Here is a 14235-nt window from a genome sequence, read left to right as displayed (position 1 = left end):
TAAAACTTTGTAACAAGAAGACATGAGAAAAAGACAAGCTAAAAAAAGACCTCTTTTACCAGATCCAAGATTTAATGATCAGTTGGTAACACGTTTTGTGAATAACTTAATGTGGGATGGTAAAAAGTCTGTAGCGTTCAAAGTATTCTATGATGCCATTGATATTGTAGATGCTAAAAAAACAGATGATGAAAAATCTGCTTTAGAAATCTGGAAAGATGCTTTATCTAACGTTATGCCTCACGTAGAAGTGCGTAGTCGTCGTGTTGGTGGTGCAACATTCCAAATTCCTATGCAAATTCGTCCAGATAGAAAAATTTCTACAGCAATGAAATGGTTAATTGGTTATGCGCGTAAACGTAATGAGAAATCAATGGCTCAAAGATTGGCTTCAGAAATTTTAGCTGCTTCAAAAGAAGAAGGTGCTGCGGTTAAGAAAAGAGTTGATACCCATAAAATGGCAGAAGCAAACAAAGCATTCTCACACTTTAGATTTTAAAAATAATGGCTAGAGATTTAAAATACACAAGAAACATTGGTATTGCTGCTCATATTGACGCAGGTAAAACAACAACTACAGAGCGTATACTTTATTATACAGGTGTATCTCACAAAATTGGAGAAGTGCACGATGGTGCTGCAACCATGGACTGGATGGAACAAGAACAAGAAAGAGGTATTACAATTACGTCTGCCGCTACAACTTGTACTTGGAAATTCCCAATGGAAAATGCGCAACCATTGCCTGAAACTAAAGATTATCACTTCAATATTATTGATACTCCAGGTCACGTAGATTTTACGGTTGAAGTAAATCGTTCTTTACGTGTTTTAGATGGTTTAGTATTTTTGTTTTCTGCAGTTGATGGTGTTGAGCCTCAATCTGAAACTAACTGGCGTTTAGCAGATAACTATAAAGTTCCTAGAATTGGTTTTGTTAATAAAATGGACCGTCAGGGATCTAACTTCTTAGCTGTTTGCCAACAGGTAAAAGATATGTTAAAATCTAACGCTGTACCAATTGTACTAAATATTGGTGATGAGGCAGATTTTAAAGGTATTGTAGACTTAGTAAAAAACCGTGCTATTGTATGGCATGATGAAACACAAGGTGCTACGTTTGATGTAGTTGATATACCAGAAGATTTAAAAGAAGAAGCTAGAAAATACAGAGCATTACTTATTGAAGAAGTAGCAACGTATGATGAGAATCTTTTAGAAAAATTCATGGAAGATGAAGATTCTATTACAGAAGAAGAAGTGCACGCTGCATTAAGAGCTGCTGTAATGGATATGGCTATCATACCAATGGTATGTGGTTCTTCATTTAAAAATAAAGGTGTACAGTTTTTATTAGATGCTGTATGTCGTTACTTACCGTCTCCATTAGATAGAGATAATATTGTAGGTACAAACCCTGATACTGATAAAGAAGAAGTGCGTAAGCCAAAAGCGAGTGATCCTTTTGCTGCATTAGCATTTAAAATTGCAACCGATCCTTTTGTAGGTCGTTTAGCTTTCTTTAGAGCATATTCAGGTCGTTTAGATGCTGGTTCATATGTGTTAAATAACCGTTCTGGTAAAAAAGAGCGTATCTCACGTATTTACCAAATGCATTCTAACAAGCAAAATGCTATTGAATATATTGAAGCGGGAGACATTGGAGCAGCTGTAGGATTTAAAGATATTAAAACAGGTGATACATTATCTGATGAAAAATCACCAATTGTTTTAGAATCTATGGATTTTCCAGATCCAGTAATTGGTATTGCTGTTGAGCCTAAAACTAAAGCTGATGTAGATAAGTTAGGTATTGCTTTAGGTAAATTAGCTGAAGAAGATCCAACATTTACTGTTAGAACAGATGAAGCTTCAGGTCAAACAATTATATCTGGTATGGGTGAGCTTCACTTAGATATTATTGTTGATCGTTTAAAGCGTGAATTTAAAGTTGAAGTTAGCCAAGGTCAACCACAAGTAGAGTACAAAGAAGCTATTACACAACGTGCTGAACACAGAGAAGTTTACAAAAAACAATCTGGTGGACGTGGTAAGTTTGCAGATATTGTATTTACTGTAGAGCCTGCTGAAGAAGGTAAACAAGGTCTTGAGTTTATTTCAGAAATTAAAGGTGGTAACGTTCCTAAAGAATTTATCCCTTCAATTGAGAAAGGATTCAAAATGGCTATGACTAATGGTCCGTTAGCGGGTTATGAAGTTGATGCTTTAAAAGTTACTTTAACTGATGGATCTTACCATGATGTGGATTCGGATCAATTATCATTCGAATTAGCTGCAAAATTAGGTTTTAAAGCAGCATCAAAAGCAGCAAAAGCTGTAATCATGGAGCCAATAATGAAGCTTGAAGTTATTACTCCTGAAGAAAATATGGGTGATATAGTAGGTGACTTAAACCGTCGTCGTGGTCAAGTAAATGATATGGGAGATAGAGCTGGTGCCAAAGTTGTAAAGGCTAATGTACCATTATCTGAAATGTTCGGATATGTTACTTCTTTACGTACATTATCATCAGGTAGAGCAACTTCTACAATGGAATTTTCACACTATGCTGAAACTCCTTCAAACATTTCTGAAGAAGTAATTAAAGCAGCTAAAGGCGTTGAAGCTTAAATCTAAAAGAAAATGAGTCAAAAAATCAGAATAAAATTAAAATCTTACGATCACAATTTAGTAGATAAATCTGCTGATAAGATTGTAAAAACAGTAAAGAGTACTGGTGCTGTTGTAACTGGGCCAATTCCATTACCAACACACAAAAAGATTTTTACTGTATTACGTTCTCCACACGTTAACAAAAAATCAAGAGAGCAGTTTCAATTATCTTCTTATAAAAGATTATTAGACATCTACTCTTCGTCATCAAAAACTATTGATGCGTTAATGAAACTTGAGTTACCAAGTGGTGTTGAAGTAGAGATAAAAGTATAGTTTTCATTCCCACGAAAGTGGGAATCTATAACATGTCCCACCGATGCGGTCGCGGGAAAAACGGAAAAATACATTTCAGGGACGAAACGTATTTGTCCCTGAATTTTTTTTTAAATAAATAATAAATAAATTAATAATTAAATTATGTCTGGGTTAATTGGAAAAAAAATCGGTATGACCAGCATTTTCGATGAAAACGGGAAAAATATTCCTTGTACAGTAATTGAAGCAGGTCCATGTATCGTTACCCAAGTCAGAACTGAAGAAGTTGACGGTTATGAAGCTGTACAACTTGGTTTCGATGACGCGACAGAAAAAGGTGCTACTAAAGCAGACTTAGGTCATGCAAAAAAAGCAGGTACTTCTGTAAAACGCAAAGTTGTTGAGTTCAAAGGTTTTGATGCGGAGTACAAATTAGGTGATGCTATCAATGTAGATTTATTCAACGAAGGAGAGTTTGTTGATATCTCTGGTACATCAAAAGGTAAAGGATTTCAAGGTGTAGTTAAACGTCATGGTTTTGGTGGTGTAGGTCAAGCTACTCACGGACAGCACAACCGTTTAAGAGCTCCAGGTTCTATTGGTGCAGCATCTTATCCTGCAAGAGTATTCAAAGGCATGAAAATGGCCGGAAGAATGGGTGGAGATAAAGTAAAAGTACAAAACTTAAAAGTGTTAAAAGTAGTTTCTGAAAAGAATTTACTTGTTGTAAAAGGATGTGTTCCTGGTCACAAAAACGCTTATGTAATTATTGAGAAGTAATGAAAGTAGCAGTTTTAGATATAAACGGAAAAGACACAGGTAGAAAAGCAGAGCTTTCTAAAGATGTGTTTGCTATTGAGCCAAATGATCATGCGGTATATTTAGACGTTAAGCAATTTTTAGCTAACCAACGTCAAGGTACTCACAAATCTAAAGAAAGAGGAGAAATTGCCGGAAGTACTCGTAAAATCAAGAAGCAAAAAGGAACTGGTACAGCCAGAGCAGGTAGTATTAAATCTGGTGTTTTTAAAGGCGGTGGTCGTATGTTCGGTCCAAGACCAAGAAACTACAGTTTTAAATTAAATAAAAACTTAAAGCGTTTAGCACGTAAATCTGCATTAAGTATAAAAGCAAACGAAAAGGCTATAACAGTTTTAGAAGACTTCAATTTTGAAGCTCCAAAAACTAAAAACTTTACGGCTATTTTAAAGGCTTTAAGCTTAGAAGATAAAAAATCATTGTTTGTGTTGGGTGGGTCAAATAATAACGTATATTTGTCATCGCGTAATTTAAAAGGTTCTGAAGTCGTAACTAATTCAGAATTAAGCACTTATAAGATTTTAAATGCAAATCAAATTGTGCTTTTAGAAGGCGCTTTAGAAGGAATTGAATCTAACTTAAGTAAATAAGAAACAAATGAGTATCTTAATTAAACCTATAATCACAGAAAAAGCGACTGCTGATAGCGAGTTAAGAAACTGCTATACATTCGCAGTGAATACAAAGGCGAACAAGGTGGAAATAAAAAAAGCTGTAGAGGCTACTTATGGTGTTTCTGTTGAAAAAGTTCGTACTATAAATGTCCGTCCAGATAGAAGAACCCGTTACACAAAAACAGGTATTCAACATGGTAAAACAAATGCTGTTAAAAAGGCAATTGTACAACTGGCGGAAGGTGAAATGATTGATTTATACGCTAATATGTAATTAGACAACAATGTCAGTAAGAAAATTAAAACCAATCACACCAGGACAGCGATTTAGAGTGGTAAATGGATTTGACGCCATTACTACTGATAAGCCGGAGAAAAGTTTATTAGCTCCGAAAAAACGTTCTGGTGGTAGAAACAGTCAAGGAAGAATGACCATGCGCTACAAAGGTGGAGGTCATAAGAAAAAGTATCGTATCATTGATTTTAAACGAAACAAAGTAGGAGTTCCTGCAGAAGTTAAAACCATAGAATACGATCCAAACAGATCTGCTTTTATTGCTTTATTGAATTATCAAGACGGTGAGAAAAGATATATTATTGCTCAAAATGGTTTGCAAGTAGGGCAAAACGTAGTGTCAGGTAATGAAGGTATTGCTCCAGAAATAGGTAATGCAATGCCATTAAGCCAAATTCCTTTAGGTACTATTATATCATGTGTAGAATTACGTCCTGGTCAAGGTGCTGTTATGGCTCGTAGTGCAGGAGCTTTTGCTCAATTAATGGCAAGAGATGGTAAATTTGCTACCATTAAATTACCTTCAGGAGAAACACGTTTAATATTAACTACTTGTATGGCTACAATAGGTGTTGTGTCTAATTCAGATCATCAGTTATTAGTGTCAGGTAAAGCAGGTAGAACAAGATGGTTAGGTAGAAGACCTAGAACAAACCCTGTTAGAATGAACCCAGTAGATCACCCAATGGGTGGTGGTGAAGGTCGTGCTTCAGGAGGTCACCCTCGTTCTAGAAACGGTATTCCTGCAAAAGGATTTAGAACACGTTCTAAAACAAAATCTAGTAATAAATATATTGTAGAACGTAGAAAGAAATAAGACATGGCAAGATCATTAAAAAAAGGACCTTACGTTCATTATAAATTAGAAAGAAAAGTAGCTGCAAATGTTGAGGCTAACAAAAAAACAGTAATCAAAACTTGGTCTAGAGCTAGTATGATTACTCCTGATTTTGTAGGACAAACAATAGCAGTACACAACGGCCGCCAATTTGTGCCTGTTTATGTAACAGAAAACATGGTAGGTCATAAATTAGGAGAATTTTCACCAACACGTTCATTCCGTGGACATGCAGGTGCTAAAAACAAAGGTAAAAAGTAGTAAGCTATGGGAAGTCGTAAAAAACAAATGGCAGACGCTATTAAGGAGCAAAAGAAGCAAATTGCTTTTGCAAAACTTAATAATTGTCCTACATCACCAAGAAAAATGCGTTTAGTAGCTGATTTAGTAAGAGGTGAAAGCGTTGAAAAAGCACTTAATATCTTAAAGTTTAGCCAAAAGGAAGCATCAAACCGTTTAGAAAAGTTATTACTTTCTGCAATTGCCAACTGGCAAGCTAAAAACGAAGATGCAGATGTTGAGTCGGCTGAATTATTTGTACAAGAAATTAGAGTTGATGGCGGATCAATGTTAAAAAGATTACGTCCAGCACCTCAAGGTCGTGCACACAGAATTAGAAAACGTTCTAACCACGTTACGTTAGTGGTTGGTTCTAACAATAACACACAAAGCTAAGATAGAGATATGGGACAAAAGACAAATCCAATCGGGAATCGCTTAGGAATTATCAGAGGATGGGAATCTAACTGGTATGGAGGAAATGATTATGGTGATAAATTAGCCGAAGACGATAAGATTAGAAAATACGTTCACGCACGTTTATCTAAAGCTAGTGTGAGTAGAGTAATTATTGAAAGAACTCTTAAACTTGTAACCGTTACTATCACTACGGCTAGACCAGGTATCATTATTGGTAAAGGTGGCCAAGAGGTAGACAAGTTAAAAGAAGAGCTTAAAAAAATTACAGGAAAAGAAGTTCAGATTAACATCTTTGAAATCAAAAGACCTGAACTTGATGCGTTTTTAGTAGCTTCAAGCATTGCAAGACAAATTGAAAACCGTATTTCATATCGTCGTGCAATCAAAATGGCTATTGCTGCTACTATGCGTATGAATGCTGAAGGAATAAAAATTCAAATTAGTGGTCGTTTAAACGGTGCTGAAATGGCACGTAGCGAACATTACAAAGAAGGTCGTATTCCTTTATCAACATTTAGAGCCGATATTGACTATGCTTTAGTTGAAGCACATACTACTTACGGTAGATTAGGTGTTAAAGTATGGATAATGAAAGGTGAAGTATATGGTAAAAGAGAGCTTTCTCCGCTTGTTGGATTATCTAAGAAGCAAGGAAAAGGTGGCGGTAGAGGTAATAATAACAAAAACCCTCGTCGTAGAAAGTAATTTTTTAAAGTAAAGAAACATGTTACAGCCTAAAAGAACAAAATTTCGTAAGCAACAAAAAGGACGTATGAAAGGTCTGTCTCAAAGAGGACATCAACTTTCAAACGGAACTTTTGGAATAAAAGCATTAGATGCTACGTTTATTACAGCTCGTCAAATTGAAGCTGCACGTATTGCCGCTACTCGTTATATGAAAAGAGAAGGCCAGTTATGGATTAAAATATTTCCAGACAAGCCTATTACAAAAAAGCCTCTTGAAGTACGTATGGGTAAAGGTAAAGGTGCCGTAGAATTATACGTTGCTGTTGTAAAACCAGGACGCGTAATGTTTGAAGTTGGTGGTGTACCTTTAGAAGTAGCTAAAGAAGCATTACGTTTAGCAGCTCAAAAATTACCAGTAAAAACTAAGTTTTTAATTGCTCGCGATTACGAAGCATAATTTATTTGATATTATGAAACAATCAGAAATTAAAGAATTATCTACAGCTGAGTTACAAGAAAAACTTGGTGAGACAAAAAAAAGTTATTCAGACCTTAAACTGGCTCATGCAATATCTCCTTTAGAAAATCCAATTCAATTACGTTCTGCAAGAAGAACTGTAGCTAGAATTGCAACCGAATTAACTAAAAGAGAATTACAATAATTCTGCTGAAAGATGGAAACAAGAAATTTAAGAAAAGAACGTATAGGAGTTGTTACAAGTAACAAAATGCAGAAATCAATTGTGGTTTCTGAGGTGAAAAAAGTAAAACACCCTATGTATGGAAAATTCGTATTAAAAACGAAGAAGTACGTTGCACACGATGAAAAAAACGACTGCAACGAAGGTGATACAGTAAGGATTATGGAAACTCGTCCTTTAAGTAAATCTAAGTGTTGGAGATTAGTTGAAATAATTGAAAGAGCTAAGTAATTATGGTACAACAAGAATCAAGATTAAAAGTAGCTGATAACACAGGAGCTAAAGAAGTTTTAGTAATTCGTGTTTTAGGAGGTACAAAAAGAAGATATGCTTCTGTTGGAGACAAAATAGTTGTATCTGTAAAAGATGCTACACCTAACGGAAACGTTAAGAAAAAAGCAGTCTCTACAGCAGTAGTTGTACGTACCGTAAAGGAAGTAAGAAGACCAGACGGATCTTATATTAGATTTGATGATAACGCATGTGTTCTGTTAAACCCACAAGGTGAAATGAGAGGTACACGTGTATTTGGTCCTGTTGCAAGAGAACTTCGTGATAAGCAATTCATGAAGATTGTATCATTAGCACCTGAAGTGCTTTAATACATTATTAAAATGACAAAGCTTAAAATAAAATCAGGAGATACCGTAAAAGTAATTGCTGGAGACCACAAAGGGGCTGAAGGTAAAGTACAAAAGGTATTAATAGATAAGAATAAAGCAATCGTTGAGGGTGTAAACATGGTTAAGAAACATACTAAACCAAGTGCACAAAACCCACAAGGAGGCATTGTAGAAAAAGAAGCGCCAATACACATTTCAAACTTATCATTGTTAACTTCAAAAGGAGAAACAACAAGAGTAGGTTACAGAATGGAAGGCGATAAGAAAGTGAGATTTTCAGTAAAATCTAATGAAGTAATATAGTTATGGCATATTCACCAAGACTTAAAGAAGAGTATAAAAGCAGAGTAATTGCAGCTCTTACCGAAGAATTTGGATATAAAAACGTAATGCAAGTTCCTAAACTTGAAAAGATAGTAATATCAAAAGGTGTAGGTGCTGCAGTTGCTGATAAAAAGTTAATAGACTACGCGTTAGAAGAGTTAACAACAATTTCAGGACAAAAAGCAATAGCAACAATGTCTAAAAAAGATGTTGCATCGTTTAAATTACGTAAAGGTATGCCAATTGGAGCTAAAGTTACGTTACGTGGCGAAAGAATGTACGAGTTTTTAGATAGATTAGTTACATCAGCTTTACCACGTGTAAGAGATTTTAACGGAATTAAAGCAACAGGTTTTGACGGAAGAGGTAATTACAACTTAGGAATTACTGAGCAAATAATATTTCCAGAAATAAATATTGACAAAGTGAATAAAATTTCTGGTATGGATATTACATTTGTAACTTCTGCTGAAACTGATAAAGAAGCAAAATCATTATTAACTGAATTAGGGTTACCTTTTAAAAAGAACTAAGATATGGCTAAAGAATCAATGAAAGCCCGTGAGGTAAAAAGAGCTAAAACAGTAGCTAAATATGCAGCTAAACGTAAAGCTTTAAAAGAAGCTGGAGATTATGAAGCATTACAAAAGTTACCAAAAAATGCTTCTCCTATTCGTCAGCATAATAGATGTAAACTAACAGGAAGACCTAAAGGGTATATGAGAACTTTTGGTATATCTCGTGTAACATTTAGAGAAATGGCTAATCAAGGCCTAATCCCTGGAGTTAAGAAAGCTAGTTGGTAATATTATTTATATAATCAGATTTAAGGTTCAGTTACCAACACTGAAAACCAAAATCGCAAAATCAATTAATTATGTACACAGATCCAATTGCGGATTTTTTAACAAGAATTAGAAATGCAGTGCGTGCTAACCACAGAGTGGTAGAGATTCCTGCATCTAATTTAAAGAAAGACATAACTAAAATATTATTCGAACAAGGATATATTTTAAGTTACAAGTTTGATGATTCTACAACACAAGGTACTATCAAAATAGCACTTAAATACAATAGTGTTACTAAAGAGCCTGTTATTAAGAAAATTCAAAGAATAAGTAAACCAGGTTTACGTAAGTATGCTGGTGCTAAAGAATTACCTAGAATCCTTAATGGTCTTGGTATTGCTATAGTTTCAACTTCTCATGGAGTAATGACAGGAAAGCAAGCTAAAAGAGACAACGTAGGTGGTGAGGTATTATGTTATGTTTACTAATCTATAAAAAGGAAGAAAGCAATGAGTAGAGTAGGAAATAACCCAGTTTCAATTCCAGAAGGCGTTACTGTAGATGTAAAAGATAACGTAATTACTGTAAAAGGTAAATTAGGAGAGTTAACACAAGAATTTGATACAGTTGATATTAAAGTTGAAGAAGGAAACGTACAAGTTTCACGTTCATCTGATGCTAAAGCACAAAAGGCTAAACATGGTCTTTACAGAGCTTTAATTAACAATATGATTGAAGGTGTATCAAAAGGATTTACAAAAGAGTTAGAGCTTGTTGGTGTAGGTTACAGAGCAAGTAATCAAGGTCAAAAACTTGATTTAGCTTTAGGTTTTTCACACAACATAGTTTTAAATTTAGCTCCTGAAGTTAAAGTTGAAACAGTAAGTGAAAAAGGTAAAAACCCAATAGTAAAATTAACTTCTCATGACAAACAACTTGTAGGTCAGGTAGCTGCAAAAATTCGTGGTTTCAGAAAACCAGAACCTTACAAAGGTAAAGGTATCAAGTTTGTTGGTGAAGAAATAAGAAGAAAAGCAGGTAAATCAGCTTAATAAGTAAGTTATGGCATTAACAAAGAACGAAAGAAGGTTAAGAATAAAAAACAGAATACGTAAGGTAGTTTCTGGTACAGAAGCAAGACCTAGATTAGCTGTTTACAGAAGTAATAAAGAAATTTACGCTCAAATTATAGATGACGTTTCTGGTGAAACTATTAGCGCTGCATCTTCTAGAGATAAAGATATTGATACTGCTAAAGTGAATAAAAGTGAAGCTGCCAAATTAGTTGGTAAGGCCGTAGCCGAAAAAGCTTTAAAAGCAGGTATTGAAACTATTGCTTTTGATAGAGGTGGATATTTATACCACGGAAGAATTAAATCATTAGCAGAAGGAGCTAGAGAAGCTGGACTAAAATTTTAAGAAATTATGTATCAAAAATATAAAAGTGCAGAATTAGTAAAACCAGGTGGATTAGATCTTAAAGATCGTTTAGTTGGTGTACAAAGAGTTACAAAAGTAACTAAAGGTGGTAGAGCATTTGGTTTTTCAGCTATAGTTGTAGTTGGTGATGAAGCTGGTGTTGTAGGTCAAGGTTTAGGAAAATCTAAAGATGTAGCTAGTGCAATTGCAAAAGCAGTTGAAGATGCTAAGAAAAACCTAGTACGTATTCCTATAAGAAAAGGTACTTTACCACATGAGCAAAAAGGGAAATACGGTGGCGCAAGAGTAAATATTATTCCTGCGGCTCCTGGTACAGGTGTAATTGCAGGTGGTGCTGTTAGAACCGTTTTAGAGGCCGTTGGTGTACATGATGTATTATCAAAATCTCAAGGCTCATCAAACCCTCATAACGTAGTAAAGGCAACTTTTGATGCTTTATTACAATTAAGAGATGCTAATACTATTGCAAAAGATAGAGGTATTTCACTTGCAAAAGTTTTTAACGCTTAATAACATTAATAATGGGAAAGATTAAAGTAACAAAGGTTAAAAGCGCTATCAATCGTACGCAAAGACAAAAAAGAACTTTAGAAGCTCTAGGTCTTAAAAGAATTGGACAAGTTAAAGAACACGAAGCAACACCAAATATCATTGGTATGATTGCTAAAGTTTCACATTTAGTTTCTGTTGAAGAAGCTTAAATAATACAAAACTGAAAATGGATTTAAGTAATTTAAAACCTGCAGAAGGTTCAGTAAAAAATCAAGGTAAAAGAGTAGGACGTGGTCAAGGTTCTGGTAAAGGTGGTACTGCTACACGTGGTCACAAAGGAGCTAAATCACGTTCAGGATACTCAAAGAAACTAGGATTTGAAGGTGGTCAAATGCCACTTCAAAGACGTGTTCCTAAATTTGGTTTTAAAAATATTAACCGCGTAGAATATCAAGGTATAAACCTTGATACTTTACAGCAATTGGTTGATGATAAAAAAATTAGTGATACTGTAGATTTAGATATTATCTTATCTAATAATTTAGCTGGAAAAAATAATCTAGTTAAAATTTTAGGTAGAGGTGAATTAAAAGCTAAATTAAAAGTATCTGCTCATAAATTTACTGCCTCAGCTAAAGCTGCTATTGAAGCTGCTGGAGGTGAAGCTGTAACATTATAAGACCCATTATAACGTATGAAATTTATAGAAACAATAAAAAATGTTTGGAAAATTGAAGAACTAAGAAACAGAATAGTGTTAACACTAGGTTTGCTATTAGTTTATCGATTTGGTACACAAGTTACACTACCAGGTATTGATGCTGAACAATTACAAAATTTAGCGGATAATACAGATTCTGGTATCTTGGGAATTCTTAGTGCATTTACAGGCGGTGCTTTATCAAGAGCATCGGTATTTGCCTTAGGTATTATGCCATACATTTCTGCTTCTATTGTTGTACAATTAATGGGTATTGCAATTCCTTATTTACAAAAACTTCAAAAAGAAGGAGCAAGCGGCCAAAAGAAAATAACACAAATTACGCGTTGGTTAACAATAGCAATTTGTTTATTCCAATCGCCGGCTTACTTAGCAAGTTTACCTAGTTTAGGTGTGCCTCAAAGTGCATTTTTACTTGGTACTGGGCCTTTATTCTATTTTTCATCAATAAGTATATTAGTTACAGGGTGTATTTTTGCCATGTGGTTAGGTGAAAAAATAACAGATAAAGGTATTGGCAATGGTATTTCATTATTAATTATGGTAGGTATTATTGCCACATTACCTCAATCTTTTGTTCAAAATGCAGCAACAAGAATGGAAGGTAATAATGTAATGTTAATTCTTTTTGAACTTGTAATATGGTTTGTTATCATTTTAGCATCTATAATGCTTGTAATGGCTGTTAGAAAAATAGCTGTACAGTATGCAAGAAGAACCGCTAGCGGAGGTTATGAAAAAGCAGCTGCAGGAGGTTCCAGACAATACATACCATTAAAATTAAATGCCTCGGGTGTAATGCCAATTATATTTGCCCAAGCAATTATGTTTGTGCCAGGTTTAATTGGAGGATCTTCATTTATGAAAGAAACAACTGCTGGCGCATGGTTACAAACAAATTTTTCAGATATTTTTGGATTCTGGTACAATTTATTATTTGCTTTATTAATTATAATATTTACTTATTTCTATACAGCAATTACGGTACCAACTAACAAAATGGCTGATGATTTAAAACGTAGTGGTGGTTTTATTCCTGGTATTCGTCCAGGCTCTGATACTGCTGAGTATTTAGATAAAATAATGTCTCAAATAACCTTACCAGGTTCAATATTTTTAGCTCTAATTGCAATATTTCCTGCTTTTATTGTTAAGCTTATGGATGTACAACAAGGATGGGCATTATTTTTTGGAGGTACCTCATTACTAATTATGGTAGGTGTAGCAATTGATACTGTGCAACAAGTTAATTCATACTTGTTGAATAGACATTATGATGGCTTGATGAAAACTGGTAAAAATAGAAAAGCAGTAGCTTAATATATAAAGTACTATGGCAAAACAAGCAGCAATAGAACAAGACGGAACAATTATAGAAGCATTATCAAACGCTATGTTTCGTGTAGAGTTAGAAAATGGTCACATTGTGACAGCTCACATTTCTGGTAAAATGCGTATGCATTACATTAAATTATTACCAGGAGATAAAGTAAAATTAGAAATGAGTCCTTACGATTTATCGAAGGCTCGTATAACTTATAGATATTAATTATATCAAGTTATAAAGTAATAAAGTTAAAAGTTGCAAAGTAGAGTTGTTCAACTTTTAAACTTTGAACTTTAAACTTTTAAACTATATAAAGATGAAAGTAAGAGCATCAGTAAAGAAAAGAAGCGCAGACTGTAAAATAGTGCGTAGAAAAGGAAGACTTTACGTAATTAACAAAAAGAACCCTAGATTTAAACAAAGACAAGGTTAAATTAGAAAACAAGTCATTAGTTTTTTAGTGGTTAGAATGAATCTGCTTGAAATAGAAATGTTTAGGATTCTAACAACTAAAAGCTAACGCTAGAAACTAAAAGAATATGGCAAGAATTGCAGGTGTAGACATACCAAAACAAAAAAGAGGAGTAATTGCTTTAACTTATATTTACGGAGTAGGTAAAAGTAGAGCAGCAGAAATTTTAGCTACTGCTAAGGTAGATGAAAACATTAAAGTTCAAGATTGGAATGATGACCAAATTAGTGGTATTCGTGAAGCTATTGCTGCGTACACTATAGAAGGTGAATTACGTTCTGAAACACAATTAAACATTAAACGTTTAATGGATATAGGTTGTTTTAGAGGTATTCGTCACAGAGCTGGTTTACCATTAAGAGGGCAACGTACCAAAAACAATTCTAGAACTAGAAAAGGTAGAAGAAAAACTGTTGCTAACAAGAAAAAAGCATAATTAATAAGATATTAGTCATTAGTATTTA

General features: G+C 34.3%; 27 protein-coding genes. All 27 read left to right on the top strand.

Features of this window, described 5'->3' with window-relative positions; genetic code table 11:
- Window positions 1–22: 22 nt before the first annotated feature.
- The 27 genes from rpsG to rpsM all read left to right on the top strand — a co-directional run bounded on the left by rpsG (window position 23) and on the right by rpsM (window position 14207).
- Window positions 23–499, top strand: coding sequence for a 30S ribosomal protein S7 (rpsG, locus tag ACYX4H_RS02885; RefSeq protein ID WP_475295668.1), 477 nt, complete (start codon window positions 23–25; stop codon window positions 497–499).
- Between the two features lie 5 nt (window positions 500–504).
- Complete coding sequence (gene fusA, locus ACYX4H_RS02880) at window positions 505–2631, top strand: elongation factor G (protein WP_475295667.1); 2127 nt, start codon at window positions 505–507, stop codon at window positions 2629–2631.
- Between the two features lie 12 nt (window positions 2632–2643).
- On the top strand, window positions 2644–2949 hold the full coding sequence (gene rpsJ / locus ACYX4H_RS02875) for a 30S ribosomal protein S10 (RefSeq protein ID WP_007650482.1): 306 nt from the start codon (window positions 2644–2646) through the stop codon (window positions 2947–2949).
- A 144-nt stretch (window positions 2950–3093) separates the two neighbouring features.
- Window positions 3094–3711, top strand: a complete 618-nt coding sequence (rplC, locus tag ACYX4H_RS02870) for a 50S ribosomal protein L3 (protein ID WP_475295666.1) — start codon at window positions 3094–3096, stop codon at window positions 3709–3711.
- A complete protein-coding gene (gene rplD, locus ACYX4H_RS02865) occupies window positions 3711–4340 on the top strand; it encodes a 50S ribosomal protein L4 (protein ID WP_476237694.1) in 630 nt (209 codons plus the stop codon). Before rplC ends, rplD begins: the two co-directional genes overlap by 1 nt.
- Window positions 4341–4347: 7 nt before the next feature.
- Window positions 4348–4638 carry a 50S ribosomal protein L23 gene (rplW, locus tag ACYX4H_RS02860; protein WP_147135317.1) on the top strand — a complete coding sequence of 97 codons (291 nt, stop codon included), beginning with the start codon at window positions 4348–4350 and terminating at the stop codon, window positions 4636–4638.
- 10 nt (window positions 4639–4648) lie between these two features.
- Window positions 4649–5476, top strand: coding sequence for a 50S ribosomal protein L2 (gene rplB / locus ACYX4H_RS02855; protein ID WP_476237693.1), 828 nt, complete (start codon window positions 4649–4651; stop codon window positions 5474–5476).
- 3 nt (window positions 5477–5479) lie between these two features.
- On the top strand, window positions 5480–5758 hold the full coding sequence (gene rpsS, locus ACYX4H_RS02850) for a 30S ribosomal protein S19 (protein ID WP_013869040.1): 279 nt from the start codon (window positions 5480–5482) through the stop codon (window positions 5756–5758).
- Window positions 5759–5764: 6 nt separating this feature from the next.
- On the top strand, window positions 5765–6172 hold the full coding sequence (gene rplV, locus ACYX4H_RS02845) for a 50S ribosomal protein L22 (protein ID WP_475295663.1): 408 nt from the start codon (window positions 5765–5767) through the stop codon (window positions 6170–6172).
- A 9-nt stretch (window positions 6173–6181) separates the two neighbouring features.
- Window positions 6182–6901 carry a 30S ribosomal protein S3 gene (rpsC, locus tag ACYX4H_RS02840; protein ID WP_147135326.1) on the top strand — a complete coding sequence of 240 codons (720 nt, stop codon included), beginning with the start codon at window positions 6182–6184 and terminating at the stop codon, window positions 6899–6901.
- A 19-nt stretch (window positions 6902–6920) separates the two neighbouring features.
- The gene (gene rplP, locus ACYX4H_RS02835) at window positions 6921–7340 is read left to right on the top strand and encodes a 50S ribosomal protein L16 (RefSeq protein ID WP_147135329.1); all 420 of its coding nucleotides are present in this window, start codon (window positions 6921–6923) and stop codon (window positions 7338–7340) included.
- 13 nt (window positions 7341–7353) lie between these two features.
- A complete protein-coding gene (rpmC, locus tag ACYX4H_RS02830; protein WP_475295662.1) occupies window positions 7354–7545 on the top strand; it encodes a 50S ribosomal protein L29 in 192 nt (63 codons plus the stop codon).
- A gap of 12 nt (window positions 7546–7557) precedes the next feature.
- On the top strand, window positions 7558–7815 hold the full coding sequence (gene rpsQ / locus ACYX4H_RS02825) for a 30S ribosomal protein S17 (protein WP_044626931.1): 258 nt from the start codon (window positions 7558–7560) through the stop codon (window positions 7813–7815).
- Between the two features lie 2 nt (window positions 7816–7817).
- Window positions 7818–8186, top strand: coding sequence for a 50S ribosomal protein L14 (rplN, locus tag ACYX4H_RS02820; RefSeq protein ID WP_147135335.1), 369 nt, complete (start codon window positions 7818–7820; stop codon window positions 8184–8186).
- A 12-nt stretch (window positions 8187–8198) separates the two neighbouring features.
- Window positions 8199–8510, top strand: a complete 312-nt coding sequence (rplX, locus tag ACYX4H_RS02815; RefSeq protein WP_147135338.1) for a 50S ribosomal protein L24 — start codon at window positions 8199–8201, stop codon at window positions 8508–8510.
- Between the two features lie 2 nt (window positions 8511–8512).
- Window positions 8513–9064: a 50S ribosomal protein L5 gene (rplE, locus tag ACYX4H_RS02810; RefSeq protein ID WP_475295661.1), complete on the top strand. Its 552-nt coding sequence runs from the start codon at window positions 8513–8515 to the stop codon at window positions 9062–9064.
- A 3-nt stretch (window positions 9065–9067) separates the two neighbouring features.
- A complete protein-coding gene (rpsN, locus tag ACYX4H_RS02805; RefSeq protein ID WP_136480159.1) occupies window positions 9068–9337 on the top strand; it encodes a 30S ribosomal protein S14 in 270 nt (89 codons plus the stop codon).
- Window positions 9338–9408: 71 nt separating this feature from the next.
- Window positions 9409–9807: a 30S ribosomal protein S8 gene (gene rpsH, locus ACYX4H_RS02800; protein ID WP_475295660.1), complete on the top strand. Its 399-nt coding sequence runs from the start codon at window positions 9409–9411 to the stop codon at window positions 9805–9807.
- Between the two features lie 21 nt (window positions 9808–9828).
- Window positions 9829–10371 carry a 50S ribosomal protein L6 gene (gene rplF / locus ACYX4H_RS02795; RefSeq protein WP_475295659.1) on the top strand — a complete coding sequence of 181 codons (543 nt, stop codon included), beginning with the start codon at window positions 9829–9831 and terminating at the stop codon, window positions 10369–10371.
- A gap of 10 nt (window positions 10372–10381) precedes the next feature.
- The gene (rplR, locus tag ACYX4H_RS02790) at window positions 10382–10738 is read left to right on the top strand and encodes a 50S ribosomal protein L18 (RefSeq protein WP_475295658.1); all 357 of its coding nucleotides are present in this window, start codon (window positions 10382–10384) and stop codon (window positions 10736–10738) included.
- A 6-nt stretch (window positions 10739–10744) separates the two neighbouring features.
- Window positions 10745–11269, top strand: coding sequence for a 30S ribosomal protein S5 (gene rpsE / locus ACYX4H_RS02785; protein WP_475295657.1), 525 nt, complete (start codon window positions 10745–10747; stop codon window positions 11267–11269).
- Window positions 11270–11280: 11 nt separating this feature from the next.
- A complete protein-coding gene (gene rpmD, locus ACYX4H_RS02780; RefSeq protein ID WP_475295656.1) occupies window positions 11281–11460 on the top strand; it encodes a 50S ribosomal protein L30 in 180 nt (59 codons plus the stop codon).
- A 17-nt stretch (window positions 11461–11477) separates the two neighbouring features.
- Window positions 11478–11930, top strand: a complete 453-nt coding sequence (rplO, locus tag ACYX4H_RS02775) for a 50S ribosomal protein L15 (protein ID WP_476237692.1) — start codon at window positions 11478–11480, stop codon at window positions 11928–11930.
- Between the two features lie 15 nt (window positions 11931–11945).
- Window positions 11946–13292 carry a preprotein translocase subunit SecY gene (secY, locus tag ACYX4H_RS02770; RefSeq protein ID WP_475295654.1) on the top strand — a complete coding sequence of 449 codons (1347 nt, stop codon included), beginning with the start codon at window positions 11946–11948 and terminating at the stop codon, window positions 13290–13292.
- A gap of 13 nt (window positions 13293–13305) precedes the next feature.
- A complete protein-coding gene (gene infA / locus ACYX4H_RS02765; protein ID WP_028289261.1) occupies window positions 13306–13521 on the top strand; it encodes a translation initiation factor IF-1 in 216 nt (71 codons plus the stop codon).
- 94 nt (window positions 13522–13615) lie between these two features.
- The gene (gene ykgO, locus ACYX4H_RS02760; protein WP_013305171.1) at window positions 13616–13732 is read left to right on the top strand and encodes a type B 50S ribosomal protein L36; all 117 of its coding nucleotides are present in this window, start codon (window positions 13616–13618) and stop codon (window positions 13730–13732) included.
- Window positions 13733–13838: 106 nt separating this feature from the next.
- Window positions 13839–14207: a 30S ribosomal protein S13 gene (gene rpsM, locus ACYX4H_RS02755; protein WP_475295653.1), complete on the top strand. Its 369-nt coding sequence runs from the start codon at window positions 13839–13841 to the stop codon at window positions 14205–14207.
- The last annotated feature ends 28 nt before the right edge of the window (window positions 14208–14235 follow it).

Source organism: Seonamhaeicola sp. ABD4_340, from assembly GCF_056312135.1.
This window is presented reverse-complemented; position numbering and strand designations above follow the sequence as displayed.

Bases quoted from the DNA above. Each gene is read 5' to 3' on its own strand.
- rpsG (WP_475295668.1), top strand. From the start codon at position 23: ATGAGAAAAAGACAAGCTAAAAAAAGACCTCTTTTACCAGATCCAAGA.
- fusA (WP_475295667.1), top strand. From the start codon at position 505: ATGGCTAGAGATTTAAAATACACAAGAAACATTGGTATTGCTGCTCAT.
- rpsJ (WP_007650482.1), top strand. From the start codon at position 2,644: ATGAGTCAAAAAATCAGAATAAAATTAAAATCTTACGATCACAATTTA.
- rplC (WP_475295666.1), top strand. From the start codon at position 3,094: ATGTCTGGGTTAATTGGAAAAAAAATCGGTATGACCAGCATTTTCGAT.
- rplD (WP_476237694.1), top strand. From the start codon at position 3,711: ATGAAAGTAGCAGTTTTAGATATAAACGGAAAAGACACAGGTAGAAAA.
- rplW (WP_147135317.1), top strand. From the start codon at position 4,348: ATGAGTATCTTAATTAAACCTATAATCACAGAAAAAGCGACTGCTGAT.
- rplB (WP_476237693.1), top strand. From the start codon at position 4,649: ATGTCAGTAAGAAAATTAAAACCAATCACACCAGGACAGCGATTTAGA.
- rpsS (WP_013869040.1), top strand. From the start codon at position 5,480: ATGGCAAGATCATTAAAAAAAGGACCTTACGTTCATTATAAATTAGAA.
- rplV (WP_475295663.1), top strand. From the start codon at position 5,765: ATGGGAAGTCGTAAAAAACAAATGGCAGACGCTATTAAGGAGCAAAAG.
- rpsC (WP_147135326.1), top strand. From the start codon at position 6,182: ATGGGACAAAAGACAAATCCAATCGGGAATCGCTTAGGAATTATCAGA.
- rplP (WP_147135329.1), top strand. From the start codon at position 6,921: ATGTTACAGCCTAAAAGAACAAAATTTCGTAAGCAACAAAAAGGACGT.
- rpmC (WP_475295662.1), top strand. From the start codon at position 7,354: ATGAAACAATCAGAAATTAAAGAATTATCTACAGCTGAGTTACAAGAA.
- rpsQ (WP_044626931.1), top strand. From the start codon at position 7,558: ATGGAAACAAGAAATTTAAGAAAAGAACGTATAGGAGTTGTTACAAGT.
- rplN (WP_147135335.1), top strand. From the start codon at position 7,818: ATGGTACAACAAGAATCAAGATTAAAAGTAGCTGATAACACAGGAGCT.
- rplX (WP_147135338.1), top strand. From the start codon at position 8,199: ATGACAAAGCTTAAAATAAAATCAGGAGATACCGTAAAAGTAATTGCT.
- rplE (WP_475295661.1), top strand. From the start codon at position 8,513: ATGGCATATTCACCAAGACTTAAAGAAGAGTATAAAAGCAGAGTAATT.
- rpsN (WP_136480159.1), top strand. From the start codon at position 9,068: ATGGCTAAAGAATCAATGAAAGCCCGTGAGGTAAAAAGAGCTAAAACA.
- rpsH (WP_475295660.1), top strand. From the start codon at position 9,409: ATGTACACAGATCCAATTGCGGATTTTTTAACAAGAATTAGAAATGCA.
- rplF (WP_475295659.1), top strand. From the start codon at position 9,829: ATGAGTAGAGTAGGAAATAACCCAGTTTCAATTCCAGAAGGCGTTACT.
- rplR (WP_475295658.1), top strand. From the start codon at position 10,382: ATGGCATTAACAAAGAACGAAAGAAGGTTAAGAATAAAAAACAGAATA.
- rpsE (WP_475295657.1), top strand. From the start codon at position 10,745: ATGTATCAAAAATATAAAAGTGCAGAATTAGTAAAACCAGGTGGATTA.
- rpmD (WP_475295656.1), top strand. From the start codon at position 11,281: ATGGGAAAGATTAAAGTAACAAAGGTTAAAAGCGCTATCAATCGTACG.
- rplO (WP_476237692.1), top strand. From the start codon at position 11,478: ATGGATTTAAGTAATTTAAAACCTGCAGAAGGTTCAGTAAAAAATCAA.
- secY (WP_475295654.1), top strand. From the start codon at position 11,946: ATGAAATTTATAGAAACAATAAAAAATGTTTGGAAAATTGAAGAACTA.
- infA (WP_028289261.1), top strand. From the start codon at position 13,306: ATGGCAAAACAAGCAGCAATAGAACAAGACGGAACAATTATAGAAGCA.
- ykgO (WP_013305171.1), top strand. From the start codon at position 13,616: ATGAAAGTAAGAGCATCAGTAAAGAAAAGAAGCGCAGACTGTAAAATA.
- rpsM (WP_475295653.1), top strand. From the start codon at position 13,839: ATGGCAAGAATTGCAGGTGTAGACATACCAAAACAAAAAAGAGGAGTA.